This is a genomic window from Methylobacterium mesophilicum, assembly GCF_036441335.1.
In the GTDB taxonomy this organism is placed as follows: domain Bacteria; phylum Pseudomonadota; class Alphaproteobacteria; order Rhizobiales; family Beijerinckiaceae; genus Methylobacterium; species Methylobacterium mesophilicum_B.
In genome coordinates this window covers 107,705-121,572 of sequence record NZ_MLBW01000007.1, presented here as the reverse complement: position 1 = coordinate 121,572, position 13,868 = coordinate 107,705, and the positions used below count along the sequence as shown (strand labels likewise).

Annotated in this window: 9 protein-coding genes and 2 pseudogenes; 3 read left to right on the top strand and 8 right to left on the bottom strand. The window is 72.5% G+C overall.

Annotated features, from left to right (window positions below; translation table 11 throughout):
- Window positions 1-1,252: 1,252 nt before the first annotated feature.
- Both gpmI and MMR14E_RS05760 read right to left on the bottom strand, forming a co-directional pair.
- Window positions 1,253-2,764, bottom strand: a complete 1,512-nt coding sequence (gene gpmI / locus MMR14E_RS05765) for a 2,3-bisphosphoglycerate-independent phosphoglycerate mutase (RefSeq protein WP_331313255.1) — start codon at window positions 2,762-2,764, stop codon at window positions 1,253-1,255.
- 242 nt (window positions 2,765-3,006) lie between these two features.
- Complete coding sequence (locus tag MMR14E_RS05760) at window positions 3,007-4,074, bottom strand: glycosyltransferase family 2 protein (RefSeq protein WP_331313236.1); 1,068 nt, start codon at window positions 4,072-4,074, stop codon at window positions 3,007-3,009.
- Between the two features lie 303 nt (window positions 4,075-4,377).
- Between MMR14E_RS05760 and MMR14E_RS05755 the strand changes: the two genes are divergently transcribed.
- From MMR14E_RS05755 to MMR14E_RS05745, 3 genes and pseudogenes are all read left to right on the top strand, one after another.
- A complete protein-coding gene (locus tag MMR14E_RS05755; protein WP_331313235.1) occupies window positions 4,378-5,274 on the top strand; it encodes an ABC transporter permease in 897 nt (298 codons plus the stop codon).
- Window positions 5,274-6,509, top strand: coding sequence for an ABC transporter ATP-binding protein (locus MMR14E_RS05750; protein ID WP_331313234.1), 1,236 nt, complete (start codon window positions 5,274-5,276; stop codon window positions 6,507-6,509). Before MMR14E_RS05755 ends, MMR14E_RS05750 begins: the two co-directional genes overlap by 1 nt.
- Window positions 6,510-6,524: 15 nt before the next feature.
- A pseudogene (locus tag MMR14E_RS05745) lies at window positions 6,525-7,739 on the top strand (glycosyltransferase); the annotation flags it as partial.
- A 459-nt stretch (window positions 7,740-8,198) separates the two neighbouring features.
- Here the strand turns inward: MMR14E_RS05745 and MMR14E_RS05740 are convergent.
- The 6 genes and pseudogenes from MMR14E_RS05740 to MMR14E_RS05715 form a co-directional block, all read right to left on the bottom strand.
- Window positions 8,199-8,786 (bottom strand): annotated as a pseudogene (locus MMR14E_RS05740) (glycosyltransferase family 2 protein); the annotation flags it as partial.
- Window positions 8,783-9,583, bottom strand: a complete 801-nt coding sequence (locus MMR14E_RS05735; RefSeq protein ID WP_331313233.1) for a polysaccharide deacetylase family protein — start codon at window positions 9,581-9,583, stop codon at window positions 8,783-8,785. The pseudogene MMR14E_RS05740 and the gene MMR14E_RS05735, both read right to left, overlap by 4 nt.
- The gene (locus MMR14E_RS05730; RefSeq protein ID WP_331313232.1) at window positions 9,580-10,716 is read right to left on the bottom strand and encodes a DegT/DnrJ/EryC1/StrS family aminotransferase; all 1,137 of its coding nucleotides are present in this window, start codon (window positions 10,714-10,716) and stop codon (window positions 9,580-9,582) included. The genes MMR14E_RS05735 and MMR14E_RS05730 overlap by 4 nt, the downstream gene beginning before the upstream one ends.
- Window positions 10,713-11,744 (bottom strand): NAD-dependent epimerase/dehydratase family protein, encoded by a 1,032-nt coding sequence (locus MMR14E_RS05725; protein WP_331313231.1) that lies wholly within the window; start codon window positions 11,742-11,744, stop codon window positions 10,713-10,715. Before MMR14E_RS05725 ends, MMR14E_RS05730 begins: the two co-directional genes overlap by 4 nt.
- Window positions 11,728-12,843 carry a DegT/DnrJ/EryC1/StrS family aminotransferase gene (locus tag MMR14E_RS05720; protein WP_331313230.1) on the bottom strand — a complete coding sequence of 372 codons (1,116 nt, stop codon included), beginning with the start codon at window positions 12,841-12,843 and terminating at the stop codon, window positions 11,728-11,730. Before MMR14E_RS05720 ends, MMR14E_RS05725 begins: the two co-directional genes overlap by 17 nt.
- Window positions 12,840-13,868: a Gfo/Idh/MocA family protein gene (locus MMR14E_RS05715; protein ID WP_273561109.1), complete on the bottom strand. Its 1,029-nt coding sequence runs from the start codon at window positions 13,866-13,868 to the stop codon at window positions 12,840-12,842. The genes MMR14E_RS05720 and MMR14E_RS05715 overlap by 4 nt, the downstream gene beginning before the upstream one ends.

Genomic DNA, 13,868 nt, shown 5'->3' with positions numbered 1-13,868 from the left:
GGCGCCGAGGCGCGGGATCAGCAGGAGCGACAGCGCCGCGACGGCGGCGAGGGTCGCGAAGGCGGCGGCCGCCTCCAGGCCGCTGGAGCGGGCGAAGTAGATCACCTGCCCGAAATAGTAGGCGCGGAACATCATCAGGATGCTCGCCAGGATCAGCACCGGGGCGAGTTCGCGCGCCTCGGCCCGGTAGTCGGGGCCGAGCAGCACCGCCACGACCAGATCGTCGAAGCACAGGAAGAACACCGCGCCGAAGGCCGCGATCAGCGTCATGGCCCGGGCGGCGTCGCTCAGCACCCCGGAGGCAGCCGCCATCCCGCCGACCCGCGCCTCGCGCTTGGCGATCGAGATCAGCGACAGGGCGATCGCCTCCCCGAACACGATGAAGCTCTGCTTCAGGAAGTCGGCCAGGGCCCCGTAGGCGCCGAGCCCCGCCGGCCCCACGGTCTTGGCGATGATCAGCCGGTCGAGGCTCTGGGCGAGCGCGGCCGTCCCGAAGGACAGCACCAGCGGCCAGCCGTAGGCGAACAGCCGCAGGGCCTCCGCCCGGCTGCCGCGGCCGGGCATCATCGGGGCGATCGTGGCGGCGGCGGGGAGCGAGGCCAGGGCGTTCGCCGCCGCCACCGCGAAGGCGAGATGGAGGGGATCCTGCGAGAGGTGCAGGGCCAGGCTGCCGAGGGCCAGGATCAGGACGGCGCGGCTCATCACCGAGGCCGCCACCGCCGCGGCCCGCAGGCGGGTCCGGGCGATCTCGGTGGAGCCCTCGAACAGGGTGGTCCCGAAGGCCAGCGCCAGGATCGCGGCCGCCATGCGCGCCGGCATGAGCCCGAGGGCGGCGGCGAGCGCGCTGCCGAGGCCGGCGAGCAGCAGCGTGCCGCCCAGGATCCGCACCACGGTGCCGACCTGCGCGGGCTCGCGCGCCTCGTCGTAGAGGGCGAAGAACGCGAATTTCGGCCACTGGCAGGTCGCCCCGTAGAGCACGAGTGCCCAGGACAGGACGTACAGGTAGGTGCCGTAGCTCTCCACCGGCGCGAGCCGCGTGAACACCGCCACGGAGGCCATGTTCAGGGCGGCCGCGAAGCCCCGGGAGCCGACGTAGATCAGGCTGTGCCGGGCGATCATGTCCTAGAACCGGTCAGACGCACCACGACCTCGCACCACGCTGGGACGGACCGGCCCCGCGGCGGGAGGTAACGCAGGGACGGCGCGCATGACAGCCCGGGGATTGCAGGCGGCGTGCCGCCGGCCCCGCCCCTCAGCCCTGGCCCCGCGGGCGGATCAGCGACCTGCCGGTCATCTCGGCCGGCTGGTCCAGCCCCATCAGGTCGAGGAGCGTCGGCGCGACGTCGGCCAGCCGTCCGTCGGCCAGGGTCACGCCGTCGACGCCGACGAGCGCGGCGGGCACCGGGTTGAGGGTGTGGGCGGTGTGCGGCTCGCCGGTCTCGGGATCGCGCATCATCTCGCAATTGCCGTGGTCGGCGGTCACCAGCAGCGCCCCGCCCTGGGCCGTCACCGCCTCGACGACGCGGCCGAGGCAGGTGTCGACGGTCTCCACCGCCGTCACGGCGGCCGCGAGGCTGCCGGTGTGGCCGACCATGTCGGGATTGGCGAAGTTCAGGATGATGAGGTCGTAGCGCCCGGAGCCGATCGCCTCCACGGCGCGGTCGGTGAGTTCGGGCGCCGACATCTCCGGCTGCAGGTCGTAGGTCGCGACCTTCGGCGAGGGCACGAGGATCGCGTCCTGCCCCGCGAAGGGCTCCTCGCGGCCGCCGTTCATGAAGTAGGTGACGTGCGGGTACTTCTCGGTCTCGGCCATGCGCAGCTGCGCGCGCCCGGCCCGGGCCACGGTCTCGCCGAGGCCGTTGGGCAGGTCGAGGGCCCCGAACAGGGTCTCGGCGAAGGCGTCGATCTCGACGCTGTACTGGACGATCCCCAGGGCGGCGGCGAAGCGGACCGTGCGCGCGCGCTCGAAGCCCGCGAAGGCCGGGTCGAGCAGCGCCTCCAGGATCTGCCGGGTCCGGTCGGCGCGGAAGTTGAAGCTCAGGATGCCGTCGCCGTCCCGCATGCCGGCATAGTCGCCGATGATCGCGGGCCGCATGAACTCGTCGGACACGTCCTGCGCGTAGGAAGCGGCGACCGCCTGCCCGGCCCGCTCGAACCGGGTCCCGCGCGCCTCCGTGAGGGCCTCGTAGGCCGTCTGGACGCGCTCCCAGCGCCGGTCGCGGTCCATCCCGAAATAGCGGCCGCACAGGGTGGCGATGCGGGCGCCCTTCGGGAGGGCGGCCGCGACGTCGGCGATGCAGGTGGCGGCGGAGCGGGGCGGCATGTCGCGCCCGTCGGTGAAGCCGTGGAGCCGGACCGGGATGCCGGCCGCCGTCAGCGCGCGCGCCAGCGCCACGGCGTGGTCCTGGTGCGCGTGGACGCCGCCGGGCGACAGCAGGCCGACGAGGTGACAGGTCCCCCCCGACGCGCGCAGCGCCTCGATGAACCGGATCAGGGCCGGGTTCCGGGCGAGGGAGCCGTCGGCGACCGCGGCGTCGATCCGCGGCAGGTCCTGCAGGACGACGCGGCCCGCCCCGATATTGAGGTGGCCCACCTCGGAATTGCCCATCTGCCCCTCGGGCAGGCCGACATCGGCACCGAAGGTCTTCAGCCGCGCCCGGGGGCGCTCCCGCATCAGCGCGTCGAAGACCGGGGTCCTGGCCTGGTGGACGGCGTTGTCGGCCACCGCGTCCCGCAGACCCCAGCCGTCGAGGATCACGAGCATCACGGGACGCGGGGTACTGTCGGGCACGGTCACAACTCTCCTGGGCTGCCGCGCGGGGCGCGCGGCCGGTCTCCGGGCCCTGACGCGGCCGGATCGTTGCGCGTGTCGATAATCGCCTTGGCGGCGCGAGACCACCGCCCCGAAGGACTAAGGGGCGACGGATGCGAGAGAGCGTCGGGCTTCTGACATGCCCCGGCCGCGCTCCGCACGGGGCGGGGCGCGGCCGACGGGGCCTCGGCCGGTCAGTTGACGCGCGCCGCGTCGGATCCCGGCGGGAGGCCGAGCAGGCGGCGCTTCCGGCGCAGGGCCGCCCGGAGCAGCGTCCGCCGGTAGCCCGGATAGGACAGGAACCCCACGGCCCAGGACAAGTGCATGGTCACGGCCGCCGGGCCGCTCATGACCAGGACGGGCTCCCGCGCCTTCAGCGCCAGGGCGAGGCCGCTCAGGACGCAGCCGCCGGCATAGAGCAGCAGCGGGATCAGCAGGGCGGGCATCAGGGCCGCCAGCGGCAGGGCCGCGACGGCGTAGAGCAGGACCAGGGCCGGCAGGATCTGGCGGGGGCGCGGCAGGCTGGCGTGCTTCTCGAGGGTCCGCGCGCAGCCGCGGCCGTAGTGCAGGTACTGCCGGGCGAGGCTGCGGAGGCAGGCCCGCGGGAAGTACGTGATGGCGAGCTCGGCGGCGAGGTAGATCCGCCCGCCCGCGGCGCAGAGCCGCCGGTCGAGTTCGGCATCCTCGTTGTGGGTGAAGGTCTCGTCGTAGCCGCCGACCCGCAGGAACTCGCGCCGGTCGAAGGCCGCGTGGTGGCCGTGGGCGACGTAGCCCGAGATGCCACCCTGCCGGTGGGCCGAGCCGCCGTTGCCGAGGCGGCTGTTCTGCGCGGCCGCGATCGCCCGCTGCAGCGGCGTGACCCCGACGGTCCGGAGCGGCACGACCACCGAGACGGCCTCGCGCAGGCGCATCGTGCGGACGAGGTTCTGCACGAACCCCTCCGGATAGACGGCGTGACAATCGGCGCGGACGAGGTAGGCGGAGGCGGGATGCGCCAGCCGCGCGGCGAGGTTGATGGCCGCCGCCTGGATCCGGCGCTCGTTGTGGACGAGCCGGATGCGCGGGTCCCGGGCGCTGAGGGCGGCGACGATCGCGCACGTGTCGTCGCGGCTGCCGCCGTCCAGCACCAGCAGCTCGCAGGCGATGGCGTCCCGTTCGGGCAGCACCGACGCGATGGCGTCGGCGATGTGCGCGGCCTCGTTCAGGGCCGGCATGGCGATCGTCACGAGCGGAGCGCCGGCGGCGCTCACGGGGTCCTGCATGGCGGTTCTCCCGAAACCCGAACCCGGTCGCCGGCCGATCAGAGCCGGTCGTCCCGGACGGGGACGGACGCCGCGCGCGGCGCGCCCCCGAGGTCTCATTTGTCGTGATTGGCTACGATTACGGTTGTTGATCACAACCACCACTTCAGTCGGCCGGGCCGATACGACGAAAGGTGTAATTCGAACCGCCGCACCGCGATGATAGCCCGTTCCGGCGGGACGACCGGGCGGCTCCACTTCCGATTCGCACCGGGTCCCACGAGCTCGACCACGGGCTCAGAGCGTCATGCGGGACCGCCTCGAATGATGAAATCTCTGGATGCGCTGGCCCTCGGCACGTCGGAACGCGGGCCGACCGAACAGCGGACCGACCCGTCGACGCTGCGGGTGACCGAGATCGCGCCCGACGACCGGATCGTCGCCTTCGACGCCGCGGGCCTCTGGCAGTACCGCGACCTGCTGCGCGTCCTGATCCTGCGGGACCTGAAGGTGCTCTACCGGCAGACCGCCATGGGCGCCTCCTGGGCGATCGCGCAGCCGCTCTTCACCGTCCTGATCTTCACGGTGATCTTCGGCCACTTCGCCAAGATCCCCACCGACGGCGCCCCCTACGCACTCTTCGCCGGCAGCGCGGTCGTCCTGTGGACGTACTTCTCCGAGGCGGTGCGGCGCAGCGCCAACGGCCTCGTGGCGGAGGCCGAGCTGATCCGGAAGATCTACTTCCCGCGGCTGGTCATCCCGCTGGCGACGGTGATCTCGCCGATGGTCGACTTCGCCATCGCGCTCGGCGTGCTGCTGGCCCTGATGGCCTGGTACGGGGCGGTGCCGGACTGGCACCTCGTGCTCGCCGTCCCGACCCTGATCGTCACGGCGATGCTCGCCCTCGGCGTGAGCCTCTGGCTCGGGCCGATCAACGTCCGCTTCCGGGACATCAAGCACACGCTGCCGTTCGTGATCCAGATCTGGATGTACGCCTCGCCGATCGTCTACGCGTCGAGCATCGTGCCGGCCTCGGTGCGCTGGGTCTACGCGCTCAACCCGATGGTCGGCCTGATCGAGGCGTTCCGGTTCGCCATCCTGGGCGGCACGCCGCCCGACGCCTTCGCGGTCGCCGTCTCGGTCACGGCCGCCTTCGCCCTGCTCATCAGCGGACTGATCTTCTTCCAGCGCATGGAGCGCTCCTTCGCGGATGTAATCTGATGTCGATGGCAATCAGCGTTCAGGATATCGGCAAGCAGTACTGGCGTGCCCCGCGCGCCGCGCACCAGAACTCGCTGCGCGACGCGCTCAGCGAGGGCGTCCGCGGCCTGGTGACCCGCCGCTCCGCGGCGCGCCCGTCGCAGGAGAGCTTCTGGGCGCTGAAGGAGGTCAGCTTCGGCATCCGGCACGGCGAGAATGTCGGCATCATCGGCCTCAACGGCGCCGGCAAGAGCACGCTCCTCAAGCTCCTGTCGCGGATCGCCGCGCCGACCACCGGCCGGATCCGCCTCGAGGGCCGGGTCGGGGCCCTGCTCGAGGTCGGCACCGGTTTCCACCGGGAGCTGACCGGCCGCGAGAACATCTTCCTCTACGGCTCGATCCTCGGGATGGACCGTCGGGAGATCGCCGCGAAGTTCGACGCGATCGTCGCGTTCTCGGAGATCGGCGACTTCATCGACATGCCGGTGAAGCGCTATTCCAGCGGCATGTATGTCCGGCTGGCCTTCTCGGTCGCCGCGCATCTCGAGCCCGACATCCTGCTCCTCGACGAGGTGCTGGCGGTGGGCGACTACACCTTCCAGCGCAAGTGCATGGACTTCGCCCGGCGCCTCCAGGGCAAGGGTTCGACGATCCTGCTGGTCTCGCACAACATGTTCAGCATCAAGACCATGTGCGAGCGCGTGATCTACATCAAGGGCGGCCGCGTCGCCTATGACGGCCCCACCGACGAGGGCCTGACCCACTACGAGCGGGACAGCTATCTCGCCGACACCGCGTGGTTCCGCCCCGACACCGGCGACCTGCCGGTCAAGATCAGCGACGTAGCGATCACCGACGAATCCGGCGCGCCGCGGACGCTGTTCCGCCACGGCGAGCGGATGCGGATCCGGGCCCGCTACAGCGCCGCCGAGCCGATCGCCGACCCGCACGTCCTGTTCTCGATCACCCGGTCCGACGAGCTGCTCTGCTGCAATTTCAGCACCCAGGCGGACGGCGCCGGCCTGACCGCCCTCGCGGGCGAGGGCGAGGTGGAGCTGCTGACGCCGCCGCTGACCCTGACCGCCGACACCTACACGGTCTCGATGGTGGTCCGGCAGCGCGACTTCGAGCGGCTCCTCGCGGCCAAGATCGGCGGCCGCTTCCACATCGAGCACCCCGTCTTCGCGCCGGACGTCTTCGGCGTGTTCCACGAGGCGGGGACCTGGACAACGAACGGCGCCGCGTCGCAGCGCTGAGGCCCGGAGGGCGTGATGGTCAGAGGCGCGTTTGAACCCGTCCGTGACGGCGATGGGGAAACCGCGGGCGGGACGGCGTCCCGCGCCGGGCGGATCCGGTCGAACTTCGCGGCCTTCGATGCCCGGGTGCGGCACGCGGAGCGTCTCGCGGCGGCCGGCGATCAGGCCGGCGCGGCCGTCGAGACCGCCATCGCGGCGACCCTGGCGGCGCACCGGCACTGCGGCGTGTTCGCGAGCCCGCGCCTCGAACGGTTGATGACCGGGATCGGCCGGACCCTCGACGGCGGCGGCCCGGACGGCGCGCGGGCCGACGGGGCTCCGTACCGGCGCGTCCTCCACGTCTGCACGCAGCTCGCCCCGGTCGGCGGCCTCACCAAGATGCTCGCGCTCTGGATCGGCGCCGACCGCGACCGGGTCAACGGCGTCGCCCTGACCCAGCATCGCGGCCCGGTCGACGGGCGGATCATCGCCGCCGTGCGCGAGAGCGGCGGCGGGATCCACCACCTGAACCACCACAAGGGCGACAAGCTCGCCTGGGCCCGGGAGCTGCGGCAGATCGCGCGCGGCTACGACGTCGTCGTCCTGCACATCCATTGCGAGGACGTGGTCCCGCTGATCGCCTTCGCGGATCCGGCGAAGAGCCCGCCGGTCCTGCTCCTCAACCACGCCGACCACCTGTTCTGGATCGGGACGCGGATCAGCCACGCGGTCATCAACCTGCGCGAGGCCGCGCGCCGGCTGGCGGTCGCGCGGCGCGGCGTCGATCCGGCCCGCAGCCTCCTGCTGCCGACCCTCATCACCCTGCCCGAGCGCCAGCGCGCGCGCAGCGCGGCCAAGCAGGCCCTGGGCGTCCCGGAGGACAGCGTCCTCCTGGTCTCGGTGGCCCGCGGGGCGAAGTACCGCAACGTCGGGCCGGTCACCTACGCGGACCGCCACGTCGACCTCCTCGCGGCGCATCCCCAGGCCCGGCTCATCGTGGTCGGCCCCGGCGAGCGGGCCGACTGGGAGCGGGCCCGGGCCGCCACCGGCGGGCGCATCGCGGCCCATGCCGAGCTGTCGGACCCGCGGGTCTTCTTCGAGGCGGCCGACATCTACGTCGATTCCTACCCGTTCGTGTCGTCGACCTCGATGCTGGAGGCCGCCGCCTACGGGCTGCCGCTGGTCACGCGCTTCGAGGCCCCCGCGGCGGCGGAGATCGTGGCGATCAACCATCCGGGGCTCGACGCCACGGCCCGGGTCGCCCACGACCAGGCCGCCTACGAGGCCCACCTCACGGCGCTCATCACCGACGCCGCGGCGCGGGACGCCGCGGGCGCCGAGAGCGCCGCCGCGGTCGCCGGCCTCTACGCGCCGGCCGCCTGNGGCCAGCAGGGCGGCGCGCACGCGCGTCGGCCGGAAGGCCTGCCGGATCGCCCGGTGCGGCATCAGGCGGAATGCCGTGAGGAACGCCCCCGCGGCGGCGCGGCGGTCGCCGCGGGCCGTGTGGGCCTCGGTGGCGTCCAGCAGGGCGTCGTAGTAGCCCTGCACGCTCCCGAAATAGAGCCGCAGGGCGGCGAGACGCGAGACGCCGAGCGCCGGCGCGTGGCGTCGGAAGACCACGCGGGTGAAGTGGATCCGGCGGGCGATCAGGCGGTCGAAGGTCCCCGCCGGCCGCTGCCGGAAATGCACGCAGGGCGCGGCGACGAAGCCGACGCCGTGGCCGCGGACGGCCCGCAGCTGCCAGTCCCAGTCCTGATCGCCGAGCAGGGCCTCGTCGAACAGGCCGATCGCGTCCACGACGGTCCGGCGCACGACCGTCGCGCCGATCTGCGGGAAGTAGCCGCTCAGCATGCGGCGCAGCAGCGCGCCCTTCTCGGACGGGAGATCCGGCGGCCAAGGGCCGTAGGTCGGCACGAGGTCGTGGTCGGCGGTGACGATCTGCCCGAACACGATACCCAGCTCCGGATCGGCCTCGAACAGGCGCAGATGCTCCCGGATATGCGCCGGCTGCCAGACGTCGTCGTCGTCGAGGAACGCCACGTAGGGCGCGCTCGCCCGGGTCAGGCCGGCATTGCGGGCCGCGCCGGCGCCGGGCCGGTCGACCGGGACGTGGATGGCGCCGAACGCGGCGGCGACCTCGGCGGCCGGCCCCGCCTCGCCGTTGTCGCCCACGATGATCTCGAAGGCGAGGTCGGGGCCTTCCAGAGCGCGGATGCTCGCCAGGGCCTCGCGCAGGAACGCGGGCCGGTTGCAGGTGGGCACCACGACGGAGACGCGGCGCCGCGCGGGTCGGTTCATACCCACTCCTCCCAGGCGTCGTAGGCGCCCCGGAGCAGGGCACCGAAGACGAGATCGTTGTCGAACTGCGTGACGAAGCTGCGCGCCACCGTCCCGGCGGGACGGGTCTCCACCGCCTGCGCGTAGACGATCCGGTAGCCCGCCTCCCGGGCGGCGTGGGCGGCCACCTTGGTCCAGTTGCCCGATTGCCCGAGCGGGATCGCGAAGCTGTCCGGCCGCACACCGAGGCGGGCCCCGATGGCGCGCCGGGATTCCTCCAGCTCCTCGGCCGCCTCTTCCGCGCTGAGGCGCCCGAAATCCGGGTGGGTCACGGAATGGCTGCCGATCTCGACCCCGTTGGCGGCGAGCGCCTCGATGGCGTTCCAGCCCAGGACGCCCGGCGGCGCGCTCTCGGGCCGGTCGAGCCAGCCCGACACGACGAACAGGGTCCAGGGGATCCCGAGATCGCTGAGGATCGGCGCCGCCCCGCCGAGGACGCTGCGCCAGCCGTCGTCGAAGGTGATGGCGAGGTCCCGCGCGCCGCCGCGCCCGTCGGCGATCGTGGCCGCCGGCACGAAGCGGTAGCCGAGACCGAGCGCGCGCTCGAGCTGGTGGCGGAAGCGCGCGGGGCTGACGTCGTTGACGCCGCATTCCGACTGGCCGACCGAATGGTAGCAGAGGATGCGGCCGCCCGGCGCCGGCCGCCGGATCCTTGCGAGGGCGAGCGTCGTGCGCTCGCAGGCCATCCGGGCGGCGGCGACGCGCGGGCGCGTCAGGCCGACCGTCCGGGCGAGGCTCTTGACCGGTGCGGGAATCATCGCAGGGCGTCGCGCAGGCCGTCGACGACCTGGTCCTGCTCCGCCTCCGTCATCGCCGCGTAGAGCGGCAGCAGGATCGCGTGGTCGCGCGCCCGCTCGGATTCGGGCAGCGCGAACCGCCGCGGCGCCTCCGCGTAGGGCGGCTCCAGATGCGCGCACATGATGCCCCGGCGGGTGGCGATGCCGCGGTCGAGCATCGCCTGCATCACGGCCAGCTGGTCCGCGTCGTCCGGGAGGCGCACGCAGTAGCTCTGCCAGTTGCTGCGCAGCCCCATCGGCTCGGACGGCGGCGTCACCCCGGGGAGGTCGGCCAGCCGCGCGCGGTAGCCGTCGGCGAGGGCGCGGCGCCGGGCGATCAGGTCGGGCAGCCGCTTGAGCTGCTCCCGGCCGATGGCCGCCTGCACGTCCGTCATCCGGTAGTTGAAGCCCGCGATGGCGTATTCCTCGACCACCACCCGGGCGCTGCCGTGGCGGGCGATGTCGGAGACGCTCATCCCGTGCTGGCGCAGCAGCCGGAAGGTTCGGTCCCACGCGGCGTTGGCGGTGGTGATCATGCCGCCGTCGCCGGTGGTCAGCACCTTGCGCGGGTGGAACGAGAAGCAGGCGATGTCGCCCGCCGGGCTGCCGATCGGCCGCCAGACGTCGCCCTGGAGCCGCTCGGAGCCGATGGCGCAGGCCGCGTCCTCGATCACCGGGATGCCCGAGCGGCGCCCGATCGCGGCGATCGCCTCCAGGTCGCAGGGCATGCCCATCTGGTGGACGCAGACGATCGCCTTCGTCCTCTCGGTGATCGCCGCCGCGGCGGCGTCCGGGGCCATGTTGTAGGTCGACGGGTCGATGTCGACGAAGATCGGCGTGGCCCCGCACTGGGCGATGGCGTTGGCGGTGGCGATGAAGCTGTGGCTCACCGTCACCACCTCGTCGCCGGGGCCGACCCCGACGGCGAGCAGCGCCAGATGCAGCGCGGTCGTGCAGTTCGAGACCGCGCAGGCGTGGGGCGCGCCGACGGTCGCGGCGAACTCCGTCTCGAAGGCCGCGACCTGCGGCCCCTGGGTGAGCCATCCGGAGCGGACGACGGCGGCGGCGGCCTCGGCCTCGGGGTCGCCGACTTCGGGCTTGGCGATCGGGATCATGCCATCGCCCGCCGCAGATGCTCGGAGCGGGACTCGTCCTGCCACCAGGCGACGAGGTCGGCGAGGCCCTCGGCGGCCCCGATCTTCGCCTCGAAGCCGATCAGCTCCTTGGCGAGGCTCGTGTCGCAGAGGCGCCGGGGCACCGGGTTCACGGCGCGCTCGGCCTCGTGGATCAGCGGCGTGCCGTCCCGGCCCATGATCCGGGTGAGGTGGCCGGCGAGGTCGACCAGCGAGGTCTCGACGCCGGTGCCGACGTTGAGCACCACGTCGGTGGCGGGCGAGATCGCCGACAGGATGTTGGCCCGGGCGATGTCGCGGACATGGACGAGGTCCATGGTCTGCATGCCGTCGCCGAACACGATCGGCGACTGCCCCTCGGCCAGGCGCTGCATCCAGCGGACCATGACCTCGGTGTAGCGGCCGGTCAGGTCCATCCGCGGGCCGTAGGCGTTGAAGTACCGGAGCGCGACGTAGTCGAGCCCGTGCATGTCGTTGAACGAGCGCAGCAGACCCTCGCCGAAGGACTTGGCGGCGCCGTACAGGGTCCGGTTGTCGTAGGGATGGTGCTTCTCGGTCGTCGGGAAGACCTCCGCCATCCCGTACACGGAGGCCGAGGAGGCCATCACCACCTTGGCGACGCCGGCCTCGACGCAGCTCTCCAGCAGGTTGAAGGTCGCGGCGGCCATCACCTCGAAGGCGTGGCGCGGCTCCGCGGCGCACTGCGTGATCCGGAGGGCCGCTTGGTGGAACACCACGTCGGTGCCCTTGACCAGCGTGTCCATCAGGGCGCGGTCGCGGATATCGCCCTGGACGAGGCGGACGCGGCCGGAGCCGAGGGCGTCCCCGAGATTCTCGGGACGGCCGCGGATCATGTTGTCGATGGCCACGATCTCGTCGCAGCCGGCCTCGACCAGCAGGTCGATGATGTGCGAGCCGATGAAGCCCGATCCGCCCGTGACCAGGATCCGGGTTCCGCGCAGGTCGCCGCTGAACCGGCTTCCCTTGGTGACCTCACGCAGCTTGGGCATCGGCGACCTCGCAGTAGCTGGCGACGGCCCGGCAGACGGTGTCGATCTGCGCGGACGTCATCTCGGGGAACATCGGGAGGGACAGGGTCCGGGCGGCCAGCCGCTCGGTGACCGGCAGGCGGCCGGTACCGTCGTCGAGGTGGCTGTAGGCGGGCTGCCGGTGGACCGGGACGGGGTAGTGGATGCCGGTGGCGATGCCGGCGGCGTTGAGGTACTGGCGCAGCCCCTCGCGGTCCGCGGTCGACACGGCGTAGACGTGGAACACGTGGTCGAGCCCGGCGGGAGCCGGCAGCTCCAGGCCGAGGCCCGCGAGCCGGGCGCCGTACTCCGCCGCCACCGCCTGGCGGGCGCGGGTCCAGGCCTCCAGGTGCGGGAGCTTCACCCCGAGCACCGCGCCCTGGACGCCGTCCATGCGCAGATTGAAGCCGTGGCGGACGTGGTTGTACTTGCCCTGCTGGCCCCAGTCGCGCAGGCAGCGGGCCGCAGCGGCGAGGTCGTCCCGGTCCGTGACGATGGCGCCGCCCTCGCCGTAGGCCCCGAGATTCTTGCCGGGGTAGAAGCTGAAGCAGCCGAGATCCCCGATCGTGCCGGCCTTGCGGCCGCCGCGCTCGGCGAGGTGCGCCTGGGCGGCGTCCTCGACCAGGGCGATCCCGTGGCGCTTGGCGATGGCGCCGAGCGCGTCGAGATCGGCCATCCGGCCGTGGAGGTGCACCGGCAGGATCGCCTTGGTGCGGGGCGTGATCGCCGCCTCGACCAGGGCCGGGTCCATGGTCCAGCCGACCGGGTCGATGTCGACGAGGACCGGGGTCGCGCCGGCGTACAGCACCGCCGCCACCGTCGCCACGAAGGTCGACGAGACCGTGATCACCTCGTCGCCCGGACCGATGTCGAGGGCCAGGAGGGCGAGGTGCAGGGCCGCGGTGCCGCTGCTGACGGCGACCGCGTGGCGGGCGCCGCAGGCCTCGGCGAAGGCCGCCTCGAAGGCGCTGACCGCCGGGCCGAGGACGAAGTCGCCGCTGCGCAGGACGTTGAGGACCGCGGTCTCGACGTCGCCGCCGATCGCCGCGTACTGCGCCTTGAGGTCGAGGAAGGGGATCACGAGGCCCTCGCAAGTGGCATGAGGTCGATGGGGGTGCCGTTCTGGCGCAGGGAGCGCATGGCGGCTTCGAGCATCTCGACGACGCGCAGGCCGCTGTGGCCGTCGGTCATGGGCGCGGTGCCGTTCTCGATGGAGTCGGCGAAGTGCTCGATCTCGACGATCAGCGCCTCGCGGAAGGACAGGTGCGGCGACCACATGTCGCCGGTCCGGTAGGAGACCATCAACTCGGTGATGTCGTCCGAGCCGCCGCCGACGGTGACGCCGCGGTCGTAGACCTTGACCTTCTCGATCGGGTCGAGGTCGTTGTAGACGATCATCTTCTTGCTGCCGCCGATCAGCGTCTGCCGCACCTTCACGGGCGCGAGCCAGTTGACGTTGATCTGCGCGACGACGCCGCGCGGGTAGAAGACGGTCAGGTGGGCCATGTTCTCGGGGCGGCCGCTGAAATGGCCGGTGCCGCTCGCCGAGATCGCCACCGGGGCGAGGTCCAGGATGTGGTCGAGGATGGCGAGGTCGTGGACCGCCAGGTCCCAGATCACGTTCACGTCGCGCTGGAACAGGCCGAGGTTCACCCGGGTCGAGTCGTAGTAGAACACGTCGCCGATCGCGTCGGTCGTGATGAGTTCGTGGATCTTCTCGACCGCGCCCGTGTAGACGAAGGTGTGGTCGACCATCAGCCGCAGGTTGCGCTTGGCCGCCTCCTCGATCAGCAGCCGGGCCTCGAAGGCCGAGGGCGTGATCGGCTTCTCGATGAAGACGTGCTTGCCGGCCCGCAGCGCGTTGATGGCGATCTCGAAGTGGGAGCTCACCGGCGTCGCCACCATGACGGCGTCGATCGCGGGATCGGCCACGAGGTCGCGCCAGTCCTGATGGAGCTGGACGGCGGGGTAGCGCTTGCCGGCCCGGGCGAGCGCGGCGGGCGACTGGTCGGCGATGGCCACCAGCTGGCAGCGCTCGCTCTCCGAGGTGCACCGGGCGAGGTTCGGCCCCCAGTAGCCGTATCCGACGATTCCGATCGAGATCAT

Coding starts and splice junctions, on each gene's coding strand:
- MMR14E_RS05760 (WP_331313236.1), bottom strand. CDS start 4,074: ATGCAGGACCCCGTGAGCGCCGCCGGCGCTCCGCTCGTGACGATCGCC.
- MMR14E_RS05730 (WP_331313232.1), bottom strand. CDS start 10,716: ATGATCCCGATCGCCAAGCCCGAAGTCGGCGACCCCGAGGCCGAGGCC.
- MMR14E_RS05735 (WP_331313233.1), bottom strand. CDS start 9,583: ATGATTCCCGCACCGGTCAAGAGCCTCGCCCGGACGGTCGGCCTGACG.
- MMR14E_RS05715 (WP_273561109.1), bottom strand. CDS start 13,868: ATGATCTCGATCGGAATCGTCGGATACGGCTACTGGGGGCCGAACCTC.
- MMR14E_RS05725 (WP_331313231.1), bottom strand. CDS start 11,744: ATGCCCAAGCTGCGTGAGGTCACCAAGGGAAGCCGGTTCAGCGGCGAC.
- MMR14E_RS05755 (WP_331313235.1), top strand. CDS start 4,378: ATGATGAAATCTCTGGATGCGCTGGCCCTCGGCACGTCGGAACGCGGG.
- gpmI (WP_331313255.1), bottom strand. CDS start 2,764: ATGCTCGTGATCCTCGACGGCTGGGGTCTGCGGGACGCGGTGGCCGAC.
- MMR14E_RS05750 (WP_331313234.1), top strand. CDS start 5,274: ATGTCGATGGCAATCAGCGTTCAGGATATCGGCAAGCAGTACTGGCGT.